General features: G+C 72.9%; 27 protein-coding genes. 13 read left to right on the forward strand and 14 right to left on the reverse strand.

Annotation, left to right across the window (positions count from 1 at the left end; translation table 11 throughout):
• Nucleotides 1-47: 47 nt before the first annotated feature.
• Entirely contained in the window at nucleotides 48-1,145 is a 1,098-nt protein-coding gene (locus tag EST92_RS08595; protein WP_129280375.1) for a PLP-dependent cysteine synthase family protein, read from the forward strand.
• A 38-nt stretch (nucleotides 1,146-1,183) separates the two neighbouring features.
• Here the strand turns inward: EST92_RS08595 and EST92_RS08600 are convergent, their stop codons facing one another.
• The gene (locus EST92_RS08600) at nucleotides 1,184-1,657 is read right to left on the reverse strand and encodes an SRPBCC family protein (protein ID WP_129280343.1); all 474 of its coding nucleotides are present in this window, start codon (nucleotides 1,655-1,657) and stop codon (nucleotides 1,184-1,186) included.
• A 70-nt stretch (nucleotides 1,658-1,727) separates the two neighbouring features.
• Complete coding sequence (locus tag EST92_RS08605) at nucleotides 1,728-2,570, reverse strand: DeoR/GlpR family DNA-binding transcription regulator (RefSeq protein WP_129249278.1); 843 nt, start codon at nucleotides 2,568-2,570, stop codon at nucleotides 1,728-1,730.
• A 376-nt stretch (nucleotides 2,571-2,946) separates the two neighbouring features.
• On the opposite strand from EST92_RS08605, the gene EST92_RS08610 reads away from it, so the two are divergent.
• A complete protein-coding gene (locus EST92_RS08610; RefSeq protein ID WP_254068649.1) occupies nucleotides 2,947-5,226 on the forward strand; it encodes a lipase family protein in 2,280 nt (759 codons plus the stop codon).
• On the opposite strand, the gene EST92_RS08615 is transcribed toward EST92_RS08610, so the two are convergent.
• The 3 genes from EST92_RS08615 to EST92_RS08625 form a co-directional block, all read right to left on the reverse strand.
• Nucleotides 5,196-7,631 (reverse strand): right-handed parallel beta-helix repeat-containing protein, encoded by a 2,436-nt coding sequence (locus EST92_RS08615; RefSeq protein ID WP_129280376.1) that lies wholly within the window; start codon nucleotides 7,629-7,631, stop codon nucleotides 5,196-5,198. The genes EST92_RS08610 and EST92_RS08615 overlap by 31 nt on opposite strands.
• Before the next feature lie 166 nt (nucleotides 7,632-7,797).
• Nucleotides 7,798-8,391 carry a hypothetical protein gene (locus EST92_RS08620; RefSeq protein ID WP_129280378.1) on the reverse strand — a complete coding sequence of 198 codons (594 nt, stop codon included), beginning with the start codon at nucleotides 8,389-8,391 and terminating at the stop codon, nucleotides 7,798-7,800.
• Nucleotides 8,392-8,623: 232 nt separating this feature from the next.
• Nucleotides 8,624-10,231: a CocE/NonD family hydrolase gene (locus tag EST92_RS08625; protein WP_129280344.1), complete on the reverse strand. Its 1,608-nt coding sequence runs from the start codon at nucleotides 10,229-10,231 to the stop codon at nucleotides 8,624-8,626.
• A gap of 251 nt (nucleotides 10,232-10,482) precedes the next feature.
• On the opposite strand from EST92_RS08625, the gene EST92_RS08630 reads away from it, so the two are divergent.
• Nucleotides 10,483-11,184: a TetR/AcrR family transcriptional regulator gene (locus EST92_RS08630; protein ID WP_129280379.1), complete on the forward strand. Its 702-nt coding sequence runs from the start codon at nucleotides 10,483-10,485 to the stop codon at nucleotides 11,182-11,184.
• 31 nt (nucleotides 11,185-11,215) lie between these two features.
• Here the strand turns inward: EST92_RS08630 and EST92_RS08635 are convergent, their stop codons facing one another.
• Nucleotides 11,216-12,040, reverse strand: a complete 825-nt coding sequence (locus EST92_RS08635; protein ID WP_129280345.1) for an MOSC N-terminal beta barrel domain-containing protein — start codon at nucleotides 12,038-12,040, stop codon at nucleotides 11,216-11,218.
• A 47-nt stretch (nucleotides 12,041-12,087) separates the two neighbouring features.
• Nucleotides 12,088-12,537, reverse strand: coding sequence for a DUF6643 family protein (locus tag EST92_RS08640; protein ID WP_129280346.1), 450 nt, complete (start codon nucleotides 12,535-12,537; stop codon nucleotides 12,088-12,090).
• A 246-nt stretch (nucleotides 12,538-12,783) separates the two neighbouring features.
• On the opposite strand from EST92_RS08640, the gene EST92_RS08645 reads away from it, so the two are divergent.
• Complete coding sequence (locus EST92_RS08645) at nucleotides 12,784-14,184, forward strand: TerD family protein (protein WP_129280347.1); 1,401 nt, start codon at nucleotides 12,784-12,786, stop codon at nucleotides 14,182-14,184.
• A 21-nt stretch (nucleotides 14,185-14,205) separates the two neighbouring features.
• Here the strand turns inward: EST92_RS08645 and EST92_RS08650 are convergent, their stop codons facing one another.
• On the reverse strand, nucleotides 14,206-15,435 hold the full coding sequence (locus tag EST92_RS08650; protein ID WP_129280380.1) for a glycosyltransferase: 1,230 nt from the start codon (nucleotides 15,433-15,435) through the stop codon (nucleotides 14,206-14,208).
• A 179-nt stretch (nucleotides 15,436-15,614) separates the two neighbouring features.
• On the opposite strand from EST92_RS08650, the gene EST92_RS08655 reads away from it, so the two are divergent.
• The 3 genes from EST92_RS08655 to EST92_RS08665 all read left to right on the forward strand — a co-directional run bounded on the left by EST92_RS08655 (nucleotide 15,615) and on the right by EST92_RS08665 (nucleotide 17,733).
• On the forward strand, nucleotides 15,615-16,448 hold the full coding sequence (locus tag EST92_RS08655) for an aspartate/glutamate racemase family protein (protein ID WP_129280348.1): 834 nt from the start codon (nucleotides 15,615-15,617) through the stop codon (nucleotides 16,446-16,448).
• Between the two features lie 92 nt (nucleotides 16,449-16,540).
• A complete protein-coding gene (locus EST92_RS08660; RefSeq protein ID WP_129280349.1) occupies nucleotides 16,541-17,158 on the forward strand; it encodes a hypothetical protein in 618 nt (205 codons plus the stop codon).
• Between the two features lie 77 nt (nucleotides 17,159-17,235).
• Nucleotides 17,236-17,733: an NUDIX domain-containing protein gene (locus EST92_RS08665; protein WP_129280350.1), complete on the forward strand. Its 498-nt coding sequence runs from the start codon at nucleotides 17,236-17,238 to the stop codon at nucleotides 17,731-17,733.
• 28 nt (nucleotides 17,734-17,761) lie between these two features.
• On the opposite strand, the gene EST92_RS08670 is transcribed toward EST92_RS08665, so the two are convergent.
• Both EST92_RS08670 and EST92_RS32550 read right to left on the reverse strand, forming a co-directional pair.
• Nucleotides 17,762-18,307, reverse strand: coding sequence for a hypothetical protein (locus EST92_RS08670; RefSeq protein ID WP_129280351.1), 546 nt, complete (start codon nucleotides 18,305-18,307; stop codon nucleotides 17,762-17,764).
• Nucleotides 18,308-18,485: 178 nt separating this feature from the next.
• On the reverse strand, nucleotides 18,486-18,608 hold the full coding sequence (locus EST92_RS32550) for a hypothetical protein (RefSeq protein ID WP_275540854.1): 123 nt from the start codon (nucleotides 18,606-18,608) through the stop codon (nucleotides 18,486-18,488).
• On the opposite strand from EST92_RS32550, the gene EST92_RS08675 reads away from it, so the two are divergent.
• Complete coding sequence (locus EST92_RS08675) at nucleotides 18,607-18,801, forward strand: CsbD family protein (protein WP_129280352.1); 195 nt, start codon at nucleotides 18,607-18,609, stop codon at nucleotides 18,799-18,801. The two genes, EST92_RS32550 and EST92_RS08675, sit on opposite strands and share 2 nt — an antisense overlap.
• A gap of 180 nt (nucleotides 18,802-18,981) precedes the next feature.
• Here EST92_RS08675 and EST92_RS08680 read toward each other — a convergent pair whose 3' ends face one another.
• Both EST92_RS08680 and EST92_RS32680 read right to left on the reverse strand, forming a co-directional pair.
• Complete coding sequence (locus tag EST92_RS08680; RefSeq protein ID WP_129280353.1) at nucleotides 18,982-19,716, reverse strand: SDR family oxidoreductase; 735 nt, start codon at nucleotides 19,714-19,716, stop codon at nucleotides 18,982-18,984.
• The gene (locus EST92_RS32680; protein WP_343283782.1) at nucleotides 19,713-19,862 is read right to left on the reverse strand and encodes an Atu4866 domain-containing protein; all 150 of its coding nucleotides are present in this window, start codon (nucleotides 19,860-19,862) and stop codon (nucleotides 19,713-19,715) included. Before EST92_RS32680 ends, EST92_RS08680 begins: the two co-directional genes overlap by 4 nt.
• A 46-nt stretch (nucleotides 19,863-19,908) precedes the next feature.
• Between EST92_RS32680 and EST92_RS08685 the strand changes: the two genes are divergently transcribed.
• From EST92_RS08685 to EST92_RS32555, 3 genes are all read left to right on the forward strand, one after another.
• The gene (locus EST92_RS08685) at nucleotides 19,909-20,748 is read left to right on the forward strand and encodes a helix-turn-helix transcriptional regulator (RefSeq protein WP_129280354.1); all 840 of its coding nucleotides are present in this window, start codon (nucleotides 19,909-19,911) and stop codon (nucleotides 20,746-20,748) included.
• A gap of 257 nt (nucleotides 20,749-21,005) precedes the next feature.
• Complete coding sequence (locus tag EST92_RS08690; RefSeq protein WP_129280355.1) at nucleotides 21,006-21,464, forward strand: SRPBCC family protein; 459 nt, start codon at nucleotides 21,006-21,008, stop codon at nucleotides 21,462-21,464.
• 303 nt (nucleotides 21,465-21,767) lie between these two features.
• Nucleotides 21,768-22,040, forward strand: coding sequence for a DUF3761 domain-containing protein (locus EST92_RS32555; protein ID WP_129280356.1), 273 nt, complete (start codon nucleotides 21,768-21,770; stop codon nucleotides 22,038-22,040).
• A 160-nt stretch (nucleotides 22,041-22,200) separates the two neighbouring features.
• Here the strand turns inward: EST92_RS32555 and EST92_RS08700 are convergent, their stop codons facing one another.
• Entirely contained in the window at nucleotides 22,201-22,386 is a 186-nt protein-coding gene (locus EST92_RS08700; RefSeq protein ID WP_129280357.1) for a hypothetical protein, read from the reverse strand.
• Nucleotides 22,387-22,688: 302 nt separating this feature from the next.
• Between EST92_RS08700 and EST92_RS08705 the strand changes: the two genes are divergently transcribed.
• On the forward strand, nucleotides 22,689-23,519 hold the full coding sequence (locus EST92_RS08705; protein WP_129280358.1) for a hypothetical protein: 831 nt from the start codon (nucleotides 22,689-22,691) through the stop codon (nucleotides 23,517-23,519).
• Nucleotides 23,516-24,202: a class F sortase gene (locus EST92_RS08710; RefSeq protein ID WP_254068647.1), complete on the forward strand. Its 687-nt coding sequence runs from the start codon at nucleotides 23,516-23,518 to the stop codon at nucleotides 24,200-24,202. The genes EST92_RS08705 and EST92_RS08710 overlap by 4 nt, the downstream gene beginning before the upstream one ends.
• A gap of 114 nt (nucleotides 24,203-24,316) precedes the next feature.
• On the opposite strand, the gene EST92_RS08715 is transcribed toward EST92_RS08710, so the two are convergent.
• A complete protein-coding gene (locus tag EST92_RS08715; protein WP_129280359.1) occupies nucleotides 24,317-24,949 on the reverse strand; it encodes a hypothetical protein in 633 nt (210 codons plus the stop codon).
• Nucleotides 24,950-25,515 lie beyond the last annotated feature (566 nt).

The following is a 25,515-nucleotide window of genomic DNA, read 5'->3' on the forward strand; positions in this document are numbered from 1 at the left end:
AGGAGCCGCAGAGCCGGCCCGACCACGAGGCCGCGGCCCCGGCCCCGATGCCGACCGTCGATGTCGACCGCACGGATCCGGACTACCGAAGCTGGCTGAAAGAAGCCGTTCGCAAGGTGCAGGCCGACGCCAACCGCACGGCCGACACCCACCTGCTGCGCTTCCCGCTGCCCGAGGCGTGGGGGATCGACCTCTACCTCAAGGACGAGTCGACGCACCCCACCGGCAGCCTCAAGCACCGGCTGGCCCGCTCGCTGTTCCTCTACGGGCTGTGCAACGGCTGGATCCGCCCCGGCCGGCCCGTCATCGAGTCCTCCAGCGGCTCCACGGCCGTGTCCGAGGCGTACTTCGCCTCGCTGATCGGGGTGCCGTTCATCGCGGTGATGCCGGCCACCACCAGCCAGGAGAAGACCCGGCTGATCGAGTTCCACGGCGGCACCTGCCATCTGGTGGACGACCCGCGGACCGTCTACGAGGTCTCCGCCCGGCTCGCCGCCGAATCCGGCGGCCACTACATGGACCAGTTCACCTACGCGGAACGGGCCACGGACTGGCGCGGCAACAACAACATCGCCGAGTCGATCTACCAGCAGCTGCGGCTGGAGCGTTACCCCGAGCCCGCCTGGATCGTGGCCACCGCGGGCACCGGCGGCACCTCCGCGACCATCGCCCGCTACGTCCACTACATGCAGTACGACACCCGCGTCTGCGTCCCCGATCCGGAGAACTCCTGTTTCTTCGACGGCTGGCTCACCGGGGACGCCAAGAGCGACTGCGCCACCGCCTCACGCATCGAGGGCATCGGGCGGCCGCGGATGGAGCCGAGCTTCGTCACCGGCGCGATCGACCGGATGATGAAGGTGCCGGACGCGGCCAGCATCGCCGCCGTACGCGCCCTGGAGACCGCGATAGGCCGCAAGGCGGGCGGCTCGACCGGCACCGGGCTGTGGAGTTCCCTGCGGATCGTCGCGGAGATGGTCGCCGAGGGCCGTACGGGATCCGTCGTCACCCTGCTGTGCGACCCCGGCGACCGTTACCTCGACAAGTACTACTCCGACGCATGGCTGGCCTCCCAGGGCCTGGACATCACGCCCTACGCGCGCACCATCGAGGAATTCCTCGCCACCGGCACCTGGTCCGCCTGAGCCTCTCCGTCGTGCCCGGGTGCGCGGGCGCAGACGCTTCAGGCCCGGGCGAGGCGGCGGTCCAGGGCTCGCGCCGACTCCCGGAAGGCGCGGCCCAGGCCGGGCCTGGCCAGCGTCAGCAGAAGGCGGAACGGTGCCGGGCCGTCCGCCGCGAACGTCCACCGCAGCCGGGTGCCGGCGCCCGCCGGTGTCAGCCGCCAGTCCTCCAGCAGCGCCCACAGGCCGGGGGCGTTGGTGGTGTCGACCCGGTAGGCGTACCGCGCACCGGGCTCGGCCGCCAGGACCGTTTCGGCGAAGCGGGTGCCGCCGGTCAGCCGCACCACCCGGCCCGTGCCGTCCAGCGTCGGCGCCGACCGGGACACCCCCGTGAACCAGCTCGACCAGCCCGCCACATCCTCGGCCAGCGCCGCATAGACCGCCTCCGGCGGGGCGTTGAGCTCCGCGGCGAACACCAGCCGCAGCGGGGCGGCGGCGGTGAAGTCGAGTCCGACGGGGCGGAGTTGGCGTGCCATGGGAGAGCTCCCTGGGAACGGTCGGCGGACCGGGGGCGCCCCGGCGCGGCACACCATAGATGGCGCACCGTCAGATGTCTGCGGCCGCCTGCTGTTCGCCCGCCACCACCAGCTCCGGCGGCAGCTCCGCGAACTCCGCACGCGCCTCGGCCGGCAGCCCGGAGTCGGTCACCAGCACCGCCACCTGATCCAGCGTCGCGAACGAACTCAGGCCGACCGTGCCCCATTTGGTGTGATCGGCGACCACCACCACCCGCCGCGCGGAGCGCACGAAATGCCGGTTGGTCTCCGCCTCCGCCAGATTCGGCGTGGACAGCCCCGCCTCCACCGATATGCCGTGCACGCCCAGGAAGAGCACATCGAAGTGCAGCGACCGGATCGCGGCGTCCGCCACCGGCCCCACCAGGGTGTCCGAGGGGGTACGCACCCCGCCGGTCAGCACCACCGTCGCGGCCCCCGCGCGCGGCCCGCCGCCGCTGGCCGCAGCCCGCTGCGCGGTGTAGAACACATCGGCCACCCGCACCGAATTCGTCACCACCGTCAGATCCGGCACCTCCAGCAGCTGCTGTGCCAGCGCGAACGCGGTGGTGCCGCCCGCCAGCGCGATCGCGCTGCCGGGCGCCGCCATCTCGGCCGCGGCCCGGGCGATGTCCTCCTTGGCGCTCAGCTCCAGCGCCGACTTCGCCTCGAAACCGGGCTCGTGCGCGCTCGGCTCACTGACCGGTACCGCGCCGCCGTGCACCTTCTCCACCATGCCCTGACGGGCCAATGCGTCCAGATCGCGGCGGACCGTCATGTCCGACACCTTCAGCCTGCGGGTGAGTTCATTGACCCGTACCCCGCCGCGCCGCCTGACCTCGTCGAGAATCAGGGCCCGCCGCTGCTCCGCGAGGAGGTTCTGGTTGTCACTCACCCCGGCCCGTCCCTTCCGCCCCGGCTCGCGCTCCCGGGTCTGCGCGCGGGCCGCCGCCCGCGATCACTGATGTCCTCATCCTCGCACGTGGTGCTGACAGTGACGCCGGTTGCCGGTGGGAAGCATGCGGGCGGCCGGTTCCGGTCGAGGGCCCGGCGCGGGTACTGGATGTGCCCCCGGAGGGAAGGGACAATCCTGGGGCGCCACACCGCACGGCGCCGTCCAGACATCGGGGGAGACTGTGGAGACCGCGGAACCGACACCGCACGCCCGGCCAAAGGACCGTGACACCCCGGCAGACGACCCACCGGACCCGGCACCACAGCTCTCCCTGGAGCTGCTGGTGCACGGCGTCGGCGGCACCTCGGCCCAGGAAATGCTCGGTGATCCCCGGGTGCAGCTGATCACCGGCGACGACACCGCGGCCTGCTACCGCCGCACGGACGACGTGGACGCCGAGCAGCGGCCCGGCGACTACCGGGGCGAGCCGGTCCGCGAGGCCTACTGCTGGTGCAACCTCACCTCGGGCAACGGCGCCCGCGCCCTGTGGCTGATCCTGCTGCCCTTCATGGTCGCCAACCTCGCCCACTGGATGCGCCCGGCCGCACCCGCCGAGCACCGCGCCCAGCGGATCTACGACGTGCTGGTGCGCCTCCTCGCCCTCACCCTCACCGTCCTGCTCGCCGCCGCGGCCTGTGAGGTCGCCCTCGACCTCACAGCCTGGCAGTGCGCCGGCACCACCGCCTGCAACGCAGACAAGTCCTGGATGGGCTTTCTCAGCCCCGACAACTCCGGCTGGTGGAGCGCCCCGGGCCGCCGCCTGGCTCTCGCGGCCACGGTGCCGCTGGCCGTGATCGGCTTCCTGTGGTGGCTCTCGCGCCGTACCTGGAGCGCCTACGAATCGGCCTCACCGCCGCCGCGGCAGCCCGGCACCTCCCGGGGCACCCCGGTCGCCGAACGCACCGCGCTCAGCCGTGAAGGCTTCTGGTACGGCCGCCGGGTGGTCGCCCGGCTGCGTGCCGCCCACACCACGGCCGGCGTGCTGACCGTCGCGACCGTGCTGCTCGCCGCCGGAGCGAAGGCCGACGGGCGCGCCGGCAGCACCGCCCTCGCGGTCACCGGCCGGGCCCTGACCGCCCTGGTCGCACTGCTCGCCCTCGCCACCCTGGTGGTCGTCTGGCGCACCGCCCGCAATGAGGCCGCGCCGGACGTCCGGTCCGACCGCCTGGTCGTGCGGGTGCTGCCGTTCGCCGCCCTCGCCGTGCTGGTGCTGATCGCCGTGCACACCGGCTGGGCGCGCCCCGGCGCCCGCAGCCACGGCGCGCTGCCCGGCACCGCCGCCTTCGGCGGGATCGCCGTCTTCCAGGGCCTGCTGGTCCTCGCGCTGGCGCTGACCGCCTGGGTCCTCCAGCGCGCCGCCCGGGACGACGCCCGCACCGCGCTGCGCGGCATGGGCGGGCCGGCCGTCGCCCTGCTGGCCTGCGCGGTCGGCGGGGTGCTGTCCGGGGGAGTGGCCCAGCGCTTCGCGGACTGGCTGGACGGCGACGCCACCCCCGGCCAGGAGCACGCCCCGATTCCCGGGCCGCCGGTCCTGCTGTCCTGGCAGGCCTCGGTCCTGCCCGTCCTCCTGGTGGTCGTCGCCGGCGTCGCGGTGCTCGCCGCCGTCCGGGTGGTGCTCGTCCGCCGCCGGGTGGCCCGGGACGTCCCCGGGCTCTACGACCCGCGCGAGCACCTCGACCGGCGCCGCATCAAGGGCATCGCCGGCGCCATCGCCCGTGCCGGACTCACCGACGCCGCCCCCGTCCTGGTCGCGGCCATCGCGGCGGTCACCCTCGTGCTCGGGGCCGGTGCGGTGGCCGGTGCCTGGCTCACCGACCTGGCGCCGGGCCGCGCCACCGACGGCGCGCCGCCCGTCGTGCACGCCGCCGCCGAGACCGCGGAGTCCCTGGGCTCCTGGCTGATGAGCGCCGGCGTCATACTGCTGATCACCATGGGCCGGCGCGCCTACCGGGACCACGCCGCCCGCCGCACCATCGGCATCCTCTGGGACGTCGGCACCTTCTGGCCGCGTGCTGCCCACCCCTTCGCCCCGCCCTGCTACGCCGAGCGCGCCGTCCCCGACCTCACCTGGCGGATGGCCACCTGGACCGAGCGGTTCGACGGCCGGCTGGTGCTCTCCGGCCACTCCCAGGGCAGCGTGCTGGCGGCCGCCGCCCTCTGGCAGCTGGACCCGGTCACCCGCAGCCGGGTCGCGCTGCTGACCTACGGCAGCCCCCTGGAGCGCCTTTACGGCCGCTGGTTCCCGGCCTTCTTCGGGCCGCCGGCGCTGACCGGACTGCACCGCGAGATGGACGACTGGCGCAATCTGTGGCGCTTCACCGACCCCATCGGCGGTCCGATCCGGCTCACCTGCGAGGACGGCGGGCGGATCGACGAGGGGCCGCTGCGCGACCCGCTCGCCTTCGGCCGCACCCTCTACCACCCGCTGCCCGCCCAGATCCTGGGCCACGGCGACTACCAGGCAGACCCGGTCTTCCGCAGGGTGCGCGGCGAACTCATCGCCCGGCTCGGCCCGGACCTGCCGGGCCAGCGGCCCGCTGACGCAGGCACGGACTCCCTGGCGGATCAGGGGAGTTCGGGCAGATCGTCGGCGTAGAGCAGGGTCAGGTCGTCGGTGCTCGGGTCGGTCAGCTGCGCCACCCGGCCCGCGTGCCGCTCGACCATGGCCTCGAACGTCTGCCGTGCGGTGCGGCCGTTGCCGAAGGACGGCCCCTTGGGCAGCGCCGTGAAGTACTTCAGCAGCGCCTCGCCGGCCCCGTCGGCGAGGTGGTACTCGTGCTCCTCGCCCTGCTGCTCGACGATCCGCAGCAGCTCTTCGGGCGCGTAGTCGCCAAAGGTGATGGTCCGTGAGAAACGGGAGGCCACGCCGGGGTTGACGGCCAGGAAGCGCGCCATCTCGGCGGTGTAGCCCGCCACGATCACCACCACCGAGTCCCGGTGGTCCTCCATCAGCTTCACCAGGGTGTCGATGGCTTCCTTGCCGAAGTCCCGTCCGGAGTCCTCGGGGGAGAGGGCGTACGCCTCATCGATGAACAGCACGCCGCCGCGCGCCCGGTCGAACGCCTCCTGGGTACGGATCGCCGTCGACCCGATGTGCTCGCCCACCAGGTCCACCCGGGACACCTCGACCAGGTGCCCGCGCTCCAACACCCCGAGGGCGGCGAGGATTTCGCCGTACAGGCGGGCCACCGTGGTCTTGCCGGTACCGGGGGAGCCGGTGAAGACGAGGTGGCGGCGGACGGACGCGGCCTTCAGCCCCGCCTCCTGCCGGCGGCGCCCCACCTCGATCATGTTGATCAGGCTGCGCACCTCACGCTTGACGCTTTCCAGGCCCACCAGGGTGTCCAGTTCGCCCAGCACCTCGTCGGAGGGGCGGCTGCTGACGGCCGGGGCCACGGCGGCGGCCGGGGCGGCCGGCGGCGGGGCCTGGGCCGGCACGTTGCCCAGCAGCCCGGCCGTCTGGGTCGCCTGCTGGACCGCGGGCGCCGTCACCGTACCGGCCGCCGGCGCCACGGCACGGCTCTCGTCGCTGGTGCAGTCCTGGACCGTCGGCCCGTCCCCCTGCCCCGCGCCGCCCTCGGCGAACTCGTAGCCGCCGCGCGCGCACCGCTCCGTACGGCACCGCGTCAGGGTCGTACGGCAGCCGTCGATCACATGGAAACCGAAGCCCGAACTCCCGGTGACCCGGCAGCCGTGGAAGGTGCCGCGGCCCTCTGCCGAGACGTAGAACCCGGCCTCGGCGGGGGAACTGACCGTGCAGCCCTCGATGGTGGGGTCCGCGCCCTTGGTGACGATCACGCCGGTCTGCGCACCGTCGATGGTGCAGTGCGCGAGGGTGCCGCCGCTGCCGTGGTCGCGGAACCACGCGCCGGTGGCGGCCTCCCGGATCCGGCAGTCGTCGAGCTGGACGGTGGCGCCGTCGCTGACCGACACCGCGGTGTTGCGGACCTGGGCGAGGTCGCAGTCCACCACATCGGCGCGCGAGCCCCGGTCCAGCACGAACAGCGCGTCCGGCACGTCGTGCACCCGGGTCGAGTCGAGCACGGCGGTGGCGCCGTCGCTGACCCACACCGCCGGATAGTCCCCCGTGCTGTCGTGGATCTCGCACTGGTTGGCGTCCACCCGGGTGCCCGGATCCCATACGGACAGGCCGTTGCGCCCGAAGTGCCGCACCGTGCTGCGGGTCAGTGTCAGTACCGAACGGGACCGCAGATCGACCGCGTTCTCCGGGATGTCGTGGATGTCGCAGTCGGCGAGGGTGAGCACCGCGTCGGTGTCCAGGGTGACCCCGTCGGCGGAGGTGCGGTGCACCGTGCAGTCGGTGAAGTGGCCGGTGGCCCGCGCGGCGATCTGGATCCCCGCGCCCTTGATCTCGTACAGCTCACAGCCGACCGCCTCGACCGCGCTGCCCTCGCCGTTGACCGACAGGCCGGCGCCCGAGGCATGGTGGACCCGGCACTTCTCCAGCCGCGGATGGGCCCCGTCACGCACCGCCACGCCGGCCTGCCCGGCGGCCACCACCTCGCACTCCTCGAAGAGGCCGCCGGCGCCGTCCAGGACGCTGATGCCGACCCCGCCCGGATTGTCGACCGTGCAGCGGCGCACCGTCGGGCGGGCGCCGCCGCGGACCTCGATGCCGGACGCGGACCGGGTCACCACCCGCAGGCCGGACAGCTCCGGGGCGCCGTCCTCCACCAGCAAGGCCGGCGAGGTCGAATCCGTCGCCTCCAGATGCAGGTCGTGGACGGTGGCCGAGGCCCGGACCGTCAGGGCCACCCCGTCGGCCGGGGCGATCCGCACCGCACCGCGCGCACCGTCCGGGCCGCGCAGCGTCACCGCGCGCCCCAGCACCAGATTCTCCCGGTACGTACCGGCCGGGACCGTCAGCACATCACCGTCCCCGGCGGCTTCCAGGGCGGCGGCGAGCGAGCTGTACTCCCCTGTACGGCGCCGCCACCGCGAGGTTCCGGAGTGCGTCACCTGGACCGAGGCCTGTGCCATGGTGCTGTCGTGTCCCCACTTCGTGCGGCTGTTGTCGGCTCGCCGGCATCCGTCCGCGGATGTCCGCTTTTCGGCCTGCGAGGCGCCGGCCGAGAAGCCGGCGCCACCACCGTAGCGCGCCCGGCGAGCGGTAGTTGACACGGTCAGCAGCCTGGTCAGCCGACCCTCAACTACCGGCGTCGGCCCGGCCCCAGTCCTGGCCCGCGCGCTCCCACTCCTGGTCCCAGCGGCGGAAGCGACGCACCATCAGCTGCCAGCCGACCAGCCGCCGCGCACCCTCGATCATCATGCCGACCCCGGCCGCGGTGCCCAGGCCGGCCAGCACCGCATGCGTACCGGCCGTGCTGACGTCCATCGGCCGCGGCATCACCCGGCCCCGGTCGTCCGTCCAGATCCGGAACCGCTCGCCGGGCTCGACGGGCCGTGGCGCGGCGAGTTCCCCGATGCGGGCGCTGCCGTCCGGCGCCGTCCAACTGGCGATGACCCGACGGTGCGCATCGCGCTGCGAAGCGGTTTCCGGATCGGGGTCGAGCGGGGCCCGCGACACCAGATGGTCGACCGTGACCCACACCAGATGCCGCTGCTGGTGCTGTATCCGTACCGTCTCCAGCAGCGCGCCGTGCGCGGACCGGCCGGCGAGCCAGCCCGCGGAGGTCGCGCCGAGGGCGATCAGCAGGGCGGCGGCGAGCGCCACCCAGGCCTCGATCCGGTCGGTGCGGCGCCACAGCGGACTGTGCCGCCAGCGCCATACCCCGCGCATCGCTCGCATGGTTGCCCCCTCTCGGTGTGTCCGTGAATACCTCATCGCGGGTGGTCCACGCGAGAGTTCTGCGAAGAGGGAGCAACTTCGGGACGTACAAAACGTGACATCAAGAGGGATAGGGCCGCCGCTCGTACGTCTGTCTCCCTGCCGGTGGGAGCGGCGCGGGACGGCAGTCGCCGGGGCGGGGAGCCGCCTTCGCCGCCGGCCACGGCGAAGGCGTCCGGGCCCGTCAGTGCGCGGGGCCGCGGCCGTCCAGGTCCGCGTCGGCGAGGGGCAGGGCGAGCGCGGACGGATGGTGCAGCGCGATCTCGGACGGCTGGAGGCGGGTGGCCGTCGTCAGCGGTTCACCGGTGCCGGTGTTGCGGGCGAAGCGCGGGTGGGCGCCGCCGCTGATCTGCAGGCGGATCCGGTGTCCGGCGGCGAAGCGGTGGGCGGTGGCGCTCATGTCCACCGTGACCTCGGCCGGGTCGTCCTCGGTGAGGTGGAGTCGCCGCAGCCCGTCGCAGACGTTGACCGAGCGGCCCCCGTCGTCGACGTCGCAGAGCCGCGCGAAGACATCGGCGTGGCCCGTGTCGGTCGTGACCCGCAGCTCCGCCCGGACCGGCCCGAGGACGTCCAGCGGCTCGGCCAGTGGCGCGGTGGTGAAGGTCAGTACGTCGTCACGGGCCTCCAAAGCGGTGTTGTCCCGGCTTCCGGCCTTGGGGGACAGCAGTGGACCGCCGACCGAGGGGGTCGGGTCGGCCGGGTCGTAGCGGAACGACAGCGGTGCGGAGGTGCCCTCGGGAGCGCGGTCGCGCAGCGTGCCCTCGCTGCCGAGGTACCAGCGTCGGTCCGTGCCGGGCGGGGGCCAGGCGGGGAGGTCGTGCCAGGTCCGCCGGCCGCCCACGTGCACCCGCACCCGCGACTCCCGCAGGCCGGAGGGGTCGTCGCACAGATGGGCCCGCAGCCACGCCAGGCTTGCGGTGAGCGCCTCGGGGTCGCGCAGTGCGGAGTTGTGCGTCCAGGGGCCGATGAGCAGGGAGGCGTCGCAGCCGGCCCGGCCGAGCCGCGCGTACTGCTGCAAGGTCTGGTCGAGCAGCGCGTCGTGCCAGCCGGTGATCAGGGCGGTCGGTACGGTCAGTCGCTCGGCCGCGACGCCCGCGTCCGCCCCGCGCCAGTGCGGGTCCTCGGGGTCGGGGTGCGCCATCGCCTCCTCCAGGTAGGGCACCCGGCCGCCCAGACCGGGTGCGTACACCTCGCCGAGGGGGAGGGTCCGGGTGATCTTTCCCAGGTGGCGCTGCAACCGCAGCGCGGCCCGCACGGACTCCTTGAGGCCCCGGTGCTGCGACAGCCGGCCCATCGTGGAGATCAGCGCGGTCTCCAGGGAGAACGCGCCCCCGGGGTGGAAGAAGGCGTGCTGGTCGTGCAGGCCGACCTGGACCACCATCGCCCGCAGCTCCGGCGGCGGTTCCAGGGCGAGCGCCCACTGGACGTAGCCGAGGTAGCTGGCGCCGATCGTCCCCAACACGCCGGTGAACCACGGCTGTTGACGCAGCCAGTCGACAGTGGCCCGGCCGTCGGCGGCCTCGTGGCGCCACAGGTCGGAGGTGCCGCCGGACCCGCCGGAGCCGCGGCAGCTCTGCAGGACGACATGGAAGCCCTGTTCCGCCAGGTGCACGCCGTACATCGTCGCCCAGGGGAAGCCCCGGCCGTACGGGGAGCGGACCAGGACGGTGGGGAAGTCGCCGTCGGCCAGCGGGAAGTAGTGGTCGGTCAGCAGGGCGCTGCCGTCGGCGGCGGGCACCACGAGGCCGGGCTCGTGGGCGACGTCATGGAGCGCCGGCGGCAGGTTCCCCATGGTGCGCCTCATGGCCCGGAGGCGCAGGGGCAGCTTCTGTGCGGACGAGTTCTTTGCGGACGAGTGGGGTGTCGCCGTCGTCACGGTGCCTCGATTCCTGGAGCGGGTCCGCCGGAATTTCCGTACGGCGTACTAGAATAAGCGATGAGAGGATGGCCGGCGGGAAGACCGGCATGACCGGCAGGAATGACCGGCAGGAGCGAGGAGAGGCCGCCGTGGCCCGAACAAGCGCAGCAGGCCGCAGTGCCGGTGTGGATCCCGAGGCGCTCTGGCCGACGACCGAACGTCCGCGGCGGGGGCGGCCGCCGGCGTACAGCCGCGCCGAGATCACCGCCGAGGCCGTCGCCCTCGCCGACACCGAAGGGCTCGGCGCCGTCACGATGCGCGCGGTCGCGGCCCGGATCGGGGCCGGCACGATGTCCCTCTACAGCTACGTCCCCAACAAGGAGACGCTGCTGGAGTTCATGATCGACCAGGTCAGCGGCGACCACCGGATGCCCCGCGAACCCTCCGGCGACTGGCGTGCGGACCTCCGCCAACTCGCCCGTGAACAGCGCGCGCTCATGCGGCGTCACCCCTGGCTGCCGGCCGCGCTGCCCGCCCGGCAGACGCTCGGCCCCAACGCCCTCACCGTCCTGGAGTACGCGCTGGCCGTCCTCGCCCCCGCCGGCCTGGACGCCCGGGCCCGACTGGAGACCTTCACCCTGCTCACCGGGTTCGTGGCCAGTCACGTGTCGTACGAACTCGCCCAGGAGCAGGCGACCGTGGCCGCCGGCCGCACCTCTCGCGAGCTCCTGGAGGCCCAGGCGCGCCAGCTCCGGTCCGTCGCCACCGGAGGTTCCTACCCCCACCTCGCCGAGGCCCTGACGGCGGCGAGCCAGGCCCCCGGCGACCAGGACGCCTTCGACCGCCTCCTCGACCGCATGATCGACGGGCTGACGGCGGCCGGCTGACGGCCGGGGCGCCCGCGGGTGGCCCGCCCGGTCAGTCGAGTACCTCGAACGGGTCGCCGATACGGATCGTGCCGACCCCGCGCGGTATCAGATTCTGGCCGAAGACCAGCTGGTCGCCGAAGCGGCGGTGACGGGCGAGGGTGCGCAGCGGCTCCTTGCCGCGCTCGGCGGTGCGCTGGTCGGTGGTCGTGACCACGCAGCGTGCGCAGGGCTTGACCACCTGGAAGACGACTTCGCCGATGCGGACCCGCCGCCAGTCGTCCTCCGCCCAGGGAGCAGTGCCGTCCACCACCACATTGGGCCGGAAGCGGTTCATGGGCAGCGGCCCCTCGTCGGCATGGTCGCCCTGCGCGATGAGGGAGTTGAGGGCGTCCAGCGACGAGCTGGTCGTCAGCAGCAGCGGGAAGCCGTCGGCGAAGCTGACCGTGTCACCGGGCGCGCTGAAATCCGGCGCCACCGGGCGGCGCTTCTCCGGGGCGTCGAGATACACCAGCCGGCACTCGACGCCCAGATACCCGCCGAACCACTCGGCCGCTTCCGGTGCCGCGGGCACCGCCTCGACCTCGTCCTTCCAGACCTCGACCGGGAGCGTCTCCCCTGAGGCGGGCACCTCGACCGTCAACGGCTGCCGCCCGGGCGCGGTGAGGCGCAGGGCGCCACCCGGCAGCTCCTGGGCATGCGCCAATGCCAGGGTCGGCTGCTGCCGTTGGGTGAGCTGCCTGCGCCGGGCATCGACCAGCAGCCAGCGCCGGTCCCCGGCGAGCCCCCAGGGCTCCACGACCGCCTCGCCGGGACCGGACCCCGCAATGGACTTGACCGGGTAGAGATGGATCGAACGGAGTGCAGGCTTCGGCATGCCATCCATCCTGCCAGCCGCCTCGGACAGTTGACCGATCGGCCAGGTCAGTACCCCCGCGGATACGGGCGGCCGTAGGGGTCGTCGTACGGCGAGGCGGGCCGCGGCGCCACCGGAGCGGCCGGCCGCATCGCCTCGTACCCCGTGCCCATGGGCGGGCGCTGGGGCTGCTGCTGTGGCGGGGACGGATGGCCGCGGACGCCCGCCTGCTGCGGGATGTACGGTGCCGGCGCCTGCTGCAGCGGGGCGACCGGCTGAGCGGCTGCGCCCGGGTAGCCCTGCAGGGGAGACGGCTGGGAGGGCGCGGCCGGCAGTGCCGGAAGTGCCGGCAGCGCCGGCACATACGACGAGCCCGTGTCGTAAGGGGACGGGTTCACCCGGATCGGGGCGATCTGCGGCGTGCCGCGCTCTGCGACGAGGCTGTCGTAGATCGGAGTGTCCGGGAAGGAAGGCGAAGCGTAGTAGCCGCCGCCGTAGGTAGAGCGGGGGGAGGTCATGCTTCATAAGTTAAGCCCACGATGTGCCGATTGGGGAGTCTGGAAAGGGGGTTGTTTTGCGTGTTCGGAGTGGCTGCGCAGCGCCAATGCGAGTGAACGTGTGGAAATCGGTCGCGATCGCCCGTAGGAATCGTGTAAAGACCCCGCTCCTCGCAGGTGAACAAGGGGCGTTCGGAACGGTTCGGGCCACGTAGGTTGGGGGGTGCCACCACCGACGGGTGCGGCGGACGAGAGGAAGGCGCGGCGATGTCGATGCTCAAGGGCAGCAATGTTCCGGTCCCGGCCGCGGCGGTCCGGGTGGAGCTGGGGTGGCAGGCCGCCCCGGGGACGCCGGACGTGGACGCCTCCGCGCTGCTGCTGGTGTCCGGAAAGGTCCGCGACGACGGCGACTTCGTCTTCTACAACCAGGCCACGCACCGCTCCGGTGCCGTACGCCACGAGGGCAAGCGTCCGGCCGGCGACGCGCTGACCGACAGCCTCACCGTGGAGCTGGCCGCCGTCGAACCCGCCGTGGACACCGTGGTGCTCGCCGCCTCCGCCGACGGCGGCACCTTCGGCAGCGTCCCCGGGCTGCACATCCGGGTGCTGGACGCCGCGGGCGGCGCCGAGCTCGCCCGCTTCGACAGCCGGGACGCCGGCCCGGAGACCGCCTTCGTGCTCGGCGAGCTCTACCGCCGCCAGGGCGCCTGGAAGTTCCGCGCGGTGGGGCAGGGCTACGACACCGGTCTCGCCGGCCTGGCCACCGACTTCGGCATCAGCGTCGAGGAGCCCGCGGCTCCGCAGCCCCTGCCCGCCCCGGCCGTTCCGTCGCCCGACTCTGTCGCGACGCCGCACGCCGCGCCCCCGGCCATGGCGCCCGCGCCCCCCGCGGCGCCGCCTCCCATGCCGCCCGCGCCTCCCGTGCCGACGGGCCAGCCGGTGACATCCGTTCCGCCGCCACCGGGGCAGCCTGCCCCCGCCCCGGTGCCCCCGCCCGTCCGGCTGACCAAGGTGACGCTCACGAAGGCGGCGCCCGCCGTCTCGCTGACCAAGCAGGGAGGCACCTCCGGGGCGATGCGGGTGAACCTCAACTGGAGCAGCGGCACGGCGGGCAAGCGGCTGGGCAAGACCCTCGGCCGCAAGGCCCTGCAGGCCATGGGCGCCCGCGGCGCACTGCTGCCCCCGTCCGGTGAGCTCGACCTGGACCTGTGCGCGCTGTACGAACTCACCGACGGCGCCGCCGGGGTGGTCCATCCGCTCGGCAACAACTTCGGTGCCCTGCACGCCCCGCCGTACATCCAGCTCGACGGCGACGACCGCACCGGCGCCGTCACCACCGGCGAGAACCTGACCATCAACCTCGACCACCAGGCCCGGATCAAGCGCATCCTGATCTTCGTCACCGTCTACGCGGGCGCCCGCAGCTTCGAGGGCCTGAGCGCGACGGTCACCCTCCAGCCTCAGTACGGCGCCCCGGTCGAGTTCTCGCTCGACGCCTGCACGGTGCCCTCCAACGTCTGCGCGCTGGCCCTCATCACGAACACCGGCAGCGAACTCGTCGTCCAGCGCGAGGCCCGCTACCTCGTGCCCGCGCCCGGCGTCAGCCCGCAGCGGACCGTCGACCAGGCCTACGGCTGGGGCCTGGACTGGTCACCGGCCAGGAAGTGACCGGCGCACCGGGGGCGGCGCTCAGGGCTTCGGGTACGTCCGGCCCTTCCATGCCGCGCCGCGCCCCCGGTGGTGCTGCACCGCCGAGTCCACCGTCATCAGCAGATACAGCAGCGCGGTGAAGGGCAGCAGCGGAGCCGTCCACCACGGCTGCCCGTAATGGCGCAGCATCGGCAGATACGTCCCGCACATCACCGCCCAGGCCGCCCCGCCCAGCGCAGCCGTCGCCGCATCGCCACCGGCCGCCCCGGCCACCAGCGCGACGGGCGGTACGAGGTACACCAGCGTCAGGCCGAGCACCGTGCCGAGCAACAGCAGCGGCCGGTGCCGCAGTTGGGCGTACGCGCTGCGCGAGACCATCCGCCACAGATCGGCCGGCTGCGGATACGGCCGCACGCTGGCCACCCGGTCCCCCAGCCCCAGCCAGATCCTCCCGCCAGCCGCCCGGCGGCGTCCCGGGCCGAATCTCCGCCGGATGCCGGCCGCGGGGGCCCCGCCCGTGACGCCGGTGCCCGAGCCGGACCGCTTGACCGCACGGGCCAGCGTCACATCGTCGATCACCGCATGCCGGATCGTCTCCGGGATGCCCGCCCGCTCCGCGGCCTCCCGTCGCAGCAGCACACAGCCGCCGGCCGCCGCCGCGGTCCGCGCCCCGGGGCGGTTGACCCACCGGAAGGGATACAGCTGCCCGAAGAAGTACACGAACGCCGGGACGATCAGCCGCTCCCAGTGCGTCACCACCCGCAGCCGCGCCATCTGTGACACCAGATCCAGCTCCGCCGACCGGGCCGCCGCCACCAACTCCCGCAAACTGTCCGGTTCGTGTGCGATGTCCGCGTCGGTCAGCAGCAGATACTCCGGCTCCACGCGCTCGCGCGCCAGCGCCATGCCGTGCCGCAGCGCCCACAGCTTCCCCGTCCACCCCGGTCCGGGCTCGCCGGGCGAGGACACCGTCAGCGGCAGCCCGCCCCGCGCCGCCGCCAGCTCCCGGGCGCGCGCGCCGGTCCCGTCCGTACTGCCGTCGTCGACCAGGAACACCTCGGCCCGGCCCGGGTACTTCTGCCCGAGCAGCGACGGCAGGCTGTCCGGCAGCACCGCGGCCTCGTCCCGCGCCGGGACCACCACCGCGACCGACGGCCAGCGCTCGGGATCCCGGCGGGCCGGCAGCCGGACGTCCGTCCGCCAGAAGAAGCCCTGCCCCAGCAGCAGCCACACCCAGGCCAGCAGCGACCCGGCACCGATCCACTCCATCGCTCCCACGGCATCGCAGTCTGCCGCACCACACCCCACGCACCGCGGCGATCGGCCCGGAGCCCCCGGCGTGGCGCCCCCGCGAGAACGGCCTGAACGCCATGGGTCGCCCGCGCCGGACAGCCTCCTGTCCCTGCCCGGTATGACAAGACGGACGTCCGGCTGAGTAAAGTGTCCGGGTGAAGATCGCGCTGATGGACTCCGGGAATGGGCTGCTTCCGACGGCCGCCGCCATGCGGCGACTGCGGCCGGACGCGGATCTGGTGCTCTCCTCCGACCCCGACGGAATGCCCTGGGGGCCCCGTACCCCCGACGACGTCGCCGCCCATGCGCTGGCGGTGGCCCGGGCCGCGGCCGCGCACCGGCCCGACGCCCTGATCGTCGCCTGCAACACCGCATCGGTGCACGCCCTGCCGGCCCTCCGTGCCGCGCTCGAACCCGGCATCCCGGTCATCGGCACCGTCCCGGCCATCAAGCCCGCCGCGGCCGGCGGCGGCCCGGTCGCCATCTGGGCCACCCCCGCCACCACCGGCAGCCCCTACCAGCGGGAGCTGATCGACCGGTTCGGGCAGGGCGTGGACGTCACCGGCGTGCCCTGCCCGGGGCTCGCCGACGCGGTCCAGGAGGCCGACGAGGCCGCCATCGACGCCGCCATCGCGGCCGCCGCGCAGCGCACCCCCCGGGACGTACGTGCCGTCGTCCTGGGCTGCACCCACTACGAGCTGGTCGGTGAGCGCATCCGTGCCGCCGTCCAGCAGGCCGGCGCCCCCGCACTCGTGCTGCACGGCTCCGCCGAGGCGGTCGCCGCCCAGGCGCTGCGCCGTATCGGAGCCGAGCCGGCGCCGGCCGCCGCCCCGACCGGCACGCTCGGCGTGATCCTCAGCGGCCGCCCCGCAGCCCTCCCGGCCACGGCGCTCGTCTACGCCGAGGGCCGGCTGCTCGCCCGGAGCCGTACGGACGACGCCGCGGGATCCCCGGCGGCCGACGGGGCCGCCGCCACCGCCCGCCGCTGACGCCGGGCGAGGTCGCGCGCACCGCAACCCGGTCCGCGAACGACGCGTCCGATGCGCTGCCCCTGGGTGCAAAGACGCGTACGCTGCGTCTCATGAGGGACCACCCCCACGAGGGGGCAGCCGCCCCCGACAGCCATGGCCCCACCGACGGCGCAGACGGCCCGGCGCGCCCCGTCGGCGGTTCCCACGCGGAGCTCCCGGAGGTCTGGCACGGCAGCGCCACCAATCGCATCCAGTGGCTGCTGGCCGCGATCGGCGCCGCCTGTCTGGCCCTGGGCATCGAACTCGCCGTCGACAGCAGCTGGACCTCCGGCCGGGCGCCGCTGGTGATGTCGGTGGTCGGCTGTGTCGCGGCCGGCCTGCTGGTGCTCTTCGGCACGCTCGCCTTCGTCCATGTCGCGGTGCGCGTCGACAAGGAGTGCCTGGAAGTGCGGTGCGGCCACATAGGGGTGCCGCGCCGCCGGATCCCCCTCGACACTGTCGTCGGCGCCGACTTCGCACCGCAGGTCACGCCCCGCCACTGGGGCGGCTGGGGTTACCGCTGGCGCCCCGAACAGGGCACGGCCGTGGTGGTCCGCCGCGGTGAGGGCGTGATCCTCCAGCTCGGCGACGGGCGCACGTTCACCATCACCGTCGACGACGCGGAGGTCGCCGTGCGCGTCATCCGTGGCCGGCTCCGTCCGCGCAAGGGGACCCCGGCGGGCGCCTGAGCGCGGCACGGGCGGGCGGATGCGGCAGGTGCACATCACCTCAGGAGCTCTCGGGGGATCTCCCGTAGGGTCGGAGGATGGCAACTCCCGATTTCATCCGTGACCTGCGGACCTCCATCGGCCGGCAGCTGCTGTGGCTGCCCGGGGTCAGCGCGGTGGTCTTTGACGAGCGGGGCCGTGTCCTGCTGGGCAAGCGGGCCGACACCGGTGGCTGGTCGGTGATCGGCGGCATCCCCGAGCCCGGCGAGCAGCCGGCCGAGACCGCGGTGCGCGAGGTCTACGAGGAGACCGCGGTGCGGGTCGTCCCCGAGGCCGTGGTGCTCATCGAGACCATGCCGCCCACCCACTACCCCAACGGGGACGTCTGCCAGTTCATGGACGTGACGCTGCGCTGCCGTGCGATCGGCGGCGAGGCGAGGGTGAACGACGACGAGTCGCTGGAGGTGGGCTGGTTCGCGGTGGACGCCCTCCCGGAACTCAAGGAGTACGCGTTGACCCGCATCAAGCGGGCGCTGGAGGCGGGGCCGACGTGGTTCCAGGGAATGGGGGAGGAGCCGCCGGCGGAGCAGCCCTGAGGACTCGCGGCCGGGCTTGCGCAGGGCACTACAGCTCCTCCGTCGACGGCTCGTCCATCGGGTCGGAGGGTTCCTCGGGGAGGGTGGGCAGTTGCGAGCCGTCCGGGGCGTCCGGCTCGCCGGGCTGCTCGGACGGGCCGCTGTGCCGGCCGGACGGCTCCTCCGTGTGCATCTCCCGCTTGTCCTTGCGGCAGGTCGTGACCCAGGTGCCCGTGGGTCCGCTCTCGTACTGACAGAGCCAGCCCCGTACGGCGAGGGTGCCCCGGTCGTCCTCGGCCTCCCGCGGCGCCCGCACGAAGAACTCGGACATCACCTTGCGGGCCTCCGCGCAGCCCACCGTGCCACCGGCCGCGGCATCCGCGAAGAGCGTGACATCGCCCTCCGGGCCCAGCGCGTCGGCGAGCTCGCCGCAGTCCACGGGCTGTCCGGGGACGGTCGGGGACGCCGAGCCCCGGCCGCCCGGCCCGCTGCCCGTGGCGGACGACGCCCCGGGCGTCGCCTCGCCGGCCTCGTCCCCGCAGCCCGCGGCGGCAAGGGCGAGCAGCACAGTCGGCACGGTGATGAGCCTCCGCATGTCGGACTCCCTCGGACTCCCTTGTGGCGGCGGTGCGCAGACGGCACGCCGCGTCGTACGACGCTAGGGGGCCGCGGGGAACAGGGCGAACCGGGACGGCCGTTCAGGTGACCCGCACGCGTCACGGCGCACGGCCCCGCCCCCATGTCGTGGCCCGGGACACCGACGCGTAGTGGGGCTACAGGACGGACCGCGCCCGCGGGACGGTTCCCACCAGCAGCCGACTCCGGGTGCGCCCCGCCACGACCTGCGGCAGCGTGGTGGCGAAGCTTTCCCCTCCCCGCACGAAGGAGTTCGACATGGGTGGCAAAGGTGCCATGAACAAGATGAAGGGCAAGGCCAAGCAGAAGGCCGGCAAGGCCATGGGCGACGAGCGCCTGAAGGGCGAAGGCCGCGCGGACGAGGCCAAGGGCAGGGCCCAGAGCGCGATGGGCGACGCCCGGGAGAACCTCCAGGGCATGAAGGACTCCCTGAAGGGCAAGGGCCGCTCCTGACGCCCGGCGGGGGCGTGGCGGACCCGCTGCCCCGTCTCCCGGAGGCCGTCCCCGGCCCGCCACGCCCCCGCCGCACATCAGGTTCCACATGGCTCCGTGCACGGTACGGCCGGCGATGCGTGCGACGTCCGTGTCGCCGATGCCGCTTCCTGACGCGCAGTTCGGCTCCTGCGAGGCCGGCTACTGTGCGCTTGCGGTGGGGCGGACCACGATTTCGTTCACGTCGACCTGCGGGGGCTGGGCGAGCGCGTACGCGATGGCGTCCGCGACGGCGGAGGCGGGCAGCGCCACGGCGCGGTAGGTCTTCATCGCCTCCCGGGCTTCCGGATCGGAGATGCTGTCGGCGAGTTCGGACTCCGTTACGCCCGGGGAGACGAGGGTGACGCGGATGTCTCCGGCGGATTCCTGGCGCAGTCCTTCCGAGAGGGCGCGGACAGCGAATTTGGTGGCGCAGTAGACGGCGGCGGTCGGCGAGACCTCGTAGGCGCCCACGGAGGCGAGGTGCACGAAATGGCCGCCGCCCTGTTCCCGCATCACCGGCAGCGCGGCGGCGATCCCGTGCAGGACGCCGCGCAGGTTCACGTCGATCATGCGGTCCCACTCGTCGGTCCGCGTCGCCGCCAGCGGAGACAGCGGCATCACCCCCGCGTTGCTCACCAGGACATCGATCCGGCCGAACTCGGCGTGAGCGACGTCGACGAAGGCCTGCATGTCCGCCCCGTCGGTGACGTCCAGCTGCCGGAAGGCCGCGGTGCCGCCCTCCTTCGTGATCTCTTCGGCCAGTTGCTCCAGGCGATCGGCGCGGCGCGCGCCCAGAAGGACCCGGTGCCCGTCGGCCGCCAGCCGGCGTGCGGTCGCCGCGCCGATACCGCTGCTCGCACCGGTGATCGCGACGACCTTGGTGTGCTGCGTCATGCCTGTTCCTCCCGGTGGAGAACGAGGTGCTCGTGGGGGAGCACGTCGTCCCTGATGTCGCCCGCGGCAGGGAAGCCCGGGTCGTGGATGCAGCCGAGTCTGGGCGGCGGCTGCGGGCACAGCCAGAACGGGCTGTGCCTGGGCACGGCACACCCAGGCATGACCAGGGGGGTGGCCCTTAGCCTGACGGGCATGAGCAACGACCTCGGGGACTTCCTGCGCGCGCACCGTGCCCGCCTGCTGCCGGGCGACGCGGGGCTGACCTCCTACGGCCGACGCCGGGTGGCGGGGCTGCGCCGCGAGGAGGTGGCCGTCCTGGCCGGGATGAACGCCGATTACTACGCCCGTCTGGAACAGGGACGCGAATCCAGCCCTTCTCCGCAGGTCCTCGACGCGATCAGCGGCGCACTGCGCATGGACGAGGAGGCCCGCGACCACCTGTACCGGCTCGCGGACACCATGCCGGCCGGCTTCCGGGCGCAGCCGCAGGAGACAGTCGGCCCGATGTTGCGACAACTCCTGGACGGCTCCGCGCACACCCCGGCGTTCGTCCTCAACCCGGCCCTGGACCTCCTGGCGGCCAACCCCCTGGCCGACGCGCTGTTCTCGCCGTTCGACACCGCGGACAACCTGGCTCGGATGATCTTCCTCGACCCCGCGGGCCGGGACTTCTACGCACACCGGCACCGCGCGGCCGAGGCGACCGTGGCCCACCTGCGCCAGTCCACCGGCCTCGTCCCGCACTATCCTCGCCTGCGCGCGCTCGTACGGACCCTCGCCGCGTCGAGTGAGGAATTCGCCGCGCTCTGGACGGCACAGACCGTCCACGGAAAGAACCACGGCACCAAGGAACTCCGCCACCCCGAGGTCGGACCCCTGTCACTCACCTACCAGTCCTTCGACGTTCGAGGAGCGCACGCCCAGCAGCTCGTGATGTACCACGCAGAGGCAGGAAGCCCCAGTGCCCAGGCGCTCACCCTGCTGGGCACCCTCGATGCCACCCGCCGCCAGGCGCATTCCACGGATCGGTAGCAAGCCGTGGCGCTCCCCGCGACTGCCGCGGCCTCCTTGTGCTTCTGATGCTCGTGCGGACCGTCGCATGCAAGGACGTCAGAACCGGCCACTGCCGCGGTTGAGTTGCTCTCAGGGCGGAAACCGCTGAGCTGCTGTCAGGGCGGAAATTGCGACGGCCGTGACTAGGGAAGGCCGTGGTGGGCACCCGCAGCACTGCGCGAAATACGCGCCACGGGTCCCGTACCCATGTGAGTCGCCACTGAGGAGGCGTCACTATGAGCATGGTGAAGGAGACGGTGAACGTCGACGTCCCGGTCCACACCGCCTACAACCAGTGGACGCAGTTCGAGGAGTTCCCGCAGTTCATGGAAGGCGTCGAGAAAATCACCCAGCTCGACGACCTGCGCAACCGCTGGACCACCAAGATTGGCGGCGTCCGGAGGGAGTTCGACACCGAAATCGTCGACCAGCTTCCCGACGACCGGATTGCCTGGCACACCACCAGCGGCGACACCCGGCAGAAGGGCCTCGTCCGCTTCCAGCGCCTGGACGACACGCACACCCGGGTGGAGCTCGTGATGGATGTCGAGCCCAGTGGCGTGGCGGAGACGACCGCGGACATGACGGGTGTCATCGCCCGGCGGGTCAAGGGCGATATGCAGCGCTTCAAGCACTACATCGAGCACAGGGGAACCGAGAGCGGCGCCTGGCGCGGACGCGTCACGCCCAGCTGACCCCTGCGCCGGCGCTCGGCGCTCCGGCAGCCGCGAGCGGCAGCACGGGTGGCGGCGGTCTGACGCCGCCACCCGTGCTGGCGAGGCATCCGCTGGAGGGGAGCCCGAACGCAGCCGGGCGCCCCGGGCTCTGTCTGCCGATATCGCAAGGGACAGCCATCGCGGGACGTTCCCCTCCCACCTGCCCGTAATGACCATTTACGCCCTAAGGTCACATATCCATTACAACTCCTGGATATTCCGGCCCGGCGGTATGTCACCGCGCCAAGCTCGGCTCTCCAACCGGAACCACCAGGGGGCATCTTGCTCAACACCCACCGTGCGGCACGCCGTATCCGAAGTGCCGTCGCCGCCGCCGCTCTTGCCACTGCGGTCGTCGCACCCGTCACCCTCGGCGCCGGCACCGCGCAGGCCGCCACCGTCCGCTGCGCGCACCACACCACCGGCACCTGTGGCACCCACGTCAGGCACCCCGCAGGCGTCATGGCCAAGTGCAAGGACGGCACCTGGTCCTACAGCCGCCACTTCTCCGGCACCTGCAGCCGCCACCACGGCGTCCGGTACTGGTTCAAGTAGGCCGAACCGGTTCATGTAGGCCGACCCGGGGCCCGTGTGGCCCCGGCATGCCGATGCCCCGTCCGTTCTCACCGGGCGGGGCATCGGGCTGTGCGTAGTGTTCGGCGCAAGGGGCGTGGCGGCGGACCGGACGCCGGCAGCCTGTCGGGTCGACCGCCCCTCAGAACATCGCCCAGAGCAGCCATGCGACCAGAAGGCACACGGCTACCACGAGGATGACCACGGCACCCACACCCGGGCGCACCATCCGCTCCTGCTCCGCACGTTTCTCCGTCAGGAAGGCCGCACGGTCTTCCTCGGTACGGGTACGTACCCAATGCCCGTTGCCGGGGCCGGGGGAGATCATGGCTCCACCGCCTCTCTTCGGTCCGACAGGGCGCCTCCCCGCTCCCCGTCCGCTCACACTCCGGCAGGTCGGCTTCCGGCTGGTCAGCGCCGACCGGGACCGCCCGCCGAACGCCGCTCGCCCGGGGCTCTCAGGCGGTCACCAGATTTTTTCCGCCCGCCACCAATCCGCCCGGGCGGCCGCTCCGAATAACGGCTGATGCCTCGCCGAGGTGTTGCTCCCGCCTCGCCGAGGTGGTGCTTCGAACCCGGACGACGTGCGGTCCCCCCTCCTCCGTGGAGGCCGCCGGAAAAGGAACGAACGTGATAGCCAAGCGCACCAGCCGACTTGCCGTACTCGTTGCTCTGCCCGCCGCACTGGCCCTCACCGCGGGTGCCTCGTCCCAGGCCGTCGCCGAGGGCAACGGCGCGTACCAGATCAACCTGTCGCAGCTGAACAACTCCGGCTCCAAGGGCACGGCGATGCTCAGCCTCAAGGGCCACCAGCTGACCGTGAAGATCGAGTCCGAGGGGCACGTGCCCGGCCAGCCCTCCGCCCAGCACCTCCACGGCTCCACCGACGGCCATGACTTCCACTGCCCGGACCCGAGCGCCGACACCAACGGCGACGGAGTCATCAACAACACCGAAGCCACGGTCGACTACGGCAACATCAACATCTCGCTCACGACCAAGGGGCCCACCGATGCCATGGGCAGTGGCCTCGCCGTCGACCGCATGCCGGTGGCCGACGCGCAGGGGAAGCTGTCCTACGAGCGCACGATCCCCGTCTCCCAGGCGGTGGTCGACCACATCAAGGACCTGCACATCGTGCAGCACGGCATCGACCGCAACAACAACAACAAGTACGACTTCGACGGCGCGGGCAAGAGCGAACTCGATCCCAAGCTCCCCCAGGAGGCCACCGCCCCGACCAACTGCGGTGAGGTCCGGGGCGCCGCGGTGGGATCCATCCCCGTCGGCGGCGTCGAGACCGGCACCGGGCCCGTCGCGGAGAAGGGGACGCCGGCCGCGATGATCGGTGTCGGGGGAGCGGCCGTCGCGGTCGTGACCGGCGCGTTGACCCTCGTACGGCGGCGGCGGAGCGGGCTCTTCGAGGGGCGCGACTCGCGGAGCAACGGGGGTGCCGCGTGAAGCGCCCGGGTCACGACACCGTGGGCACCGCAGGCCGCCGGGGGCGCCGTGCCACCGCAGGTGTGCTCGCCGCGGCAGTGGCGTCCGTGCTCCTTGCCGGGTGCGGGGGGCAGGATGCGCCGCCGGACCGGTCGGCCCCCGCGGAGCAGCAGCCGGCTCAGGGCGGCGGTCAGTCGTCCCAGGACGGGGCGCCCGGGGGAGACGCCGGGGCGAAGGCCGCCGCCGCGATGCCGAAGTCGGCCCCGGAGCGGCTCTCCATCCCCGCGCTCAAGGTCTCCTCGCCGCTGGAGCCGCTGGGCCAGCACAAGAACGGATCCATGCAGACACCCCGGGACCCCGACAAGGCGGGCTGGTACGAGCCGGGGCCGACGCCCGGCTCGCAGGGACCGGCCGTGATCGCGGGGCATGTCACCTGGAACGGCAGGCCGGCGGTGTTCCACGCGCTGTCGAAGATGAAGGCCGGTGACACCATCGACGTCACCCGGCAGGACGGGAGCACGGCGAAGTTCACGGTCGACCGCGTGGCCCAGTACCCGAAGAACAAGTTCCCCACGCTGGAGGTGTACAAGAACCTCGACCACGCCGGCCTCCGCCTGATCACCTGCAGCGGCGAGTACGACCAGGGCAAGCACTACTACCCCGACAACCTGGTGGTGTTCGCCAGCCTCACGGGCCGTGCGTAGCCCCGACCCATGAGGAAACGGCCGACGGTTCGGTCGCCGCTGCCCCCCCGCAGCGGCGACCGAGCAGGTCGGCTCCGCTTCGCAGCCCGCCCCCTCAGAGGGTATGACGCGGCATCAGGACGGTCGTCCCGAGTACCAGTCGATCATGGCTCGGTACTCGGGAGCGGGCGCGTTGTCGGGGGACAGCCAGTCCTCCGGGCCGCGCCGGTGCTCCCAGGCCAGGTGTCGTTCGCCGAGGGCGGCGACGAAATCGGCGGCCAGCTGCCCCGCTTCGTGGAGGTCCTGGTCCGGGGACTGTGAGCTGGCGCCGACGATCTGGCCGCGCACCTCCGCTGAGTGGCCGTACCGGAAACTGCCGGAGCCGAGGCGGTGCGGATCGACGTGCACCGCCTCACCGTTGTTGCGGCCCAGGCGGCGGTGGCAGCCGGCCTTCGCCGCCGCGTTCGGCAGGTACTCGTGGCCGCGGTCGCCGATGACGACCACGCCCAGCACCGCGCTGTCGTTCGGTATCCACGGCCCCGCGGTGGCGTCCATCAGGACGAAGCCCATCATCGGCCGGGGGTAGGCGCCGCGGGGCGCGCGCTCGCCCGCGGTGTGGTTCCGCCAGATGGCAGCCGCCCGCTTGAGTCCCAACTCAAGGAGCAGCGCGTCGAGTTCATCGTCGGTGAGCAGGTACGCGTACGGGTTCCGGCGGTGTGCCACATGGACGTTCAGCCCGTCGGGCGAGACGGTCTCGGCGCCTGTCATGCCTTCTCCTTGTGGACGGACAGGGCCGTGCACCGAGCTTCGCGCGAGGCGAGGGGTGATGCTCGGCGACCGGCCCGCGGGGGTGGCTCGTGGCTCCGATGTCATGACGAACTCGTCACTGTGGGAAAGAGCCGGGGGAGTGGGGGCGTGCGGAGGGAGCCGTCCACGCTGGGTACTTGTGTTCTCCCAGGCATGGCGTGGTGCGGGTGTTGCCCATGGTGCGAGTGCGGGGGCGGAGTGTCATCCGTGCTCAGGGTCACGTTTGGGGGGTGGCCGGAGCGCGCGGGCAGGGGGCGGCAGGGAAGGTCGCTGATAGCGGGGCGCCTTTCCGTGTATCTAAAACCGGAAAAGGTCCTTCCGGTGCTTGATGAAGGCGACCGGACGGCCGAAACCCGGCTCTTCGGTGAGCACTATCCAGCCAAACCCGGATGCGTGGCCAGGGCGGCTCCGGGCGGTCGAGGGCGTTGGGAAGCCGTCGTCCAGGCGTAAAGGGAGAAACCTTGAGCCGGGCCAGTGGATTGGTTTTTTCCAATCGGGCGAATCGCCCATCAGGCACCACAGTTGAG

It is taken from the genome of Streptomyces sp. TM32 (genome assembly GCF_004122755.1).
In the GTDB taxonomy this organism is placed as follows: Bacteria; Actinomycetota; Actinomycetes; order Streptomycetales; family Streptomycetaceae; genus Streptomyces; species Streptomyces sioyaensis.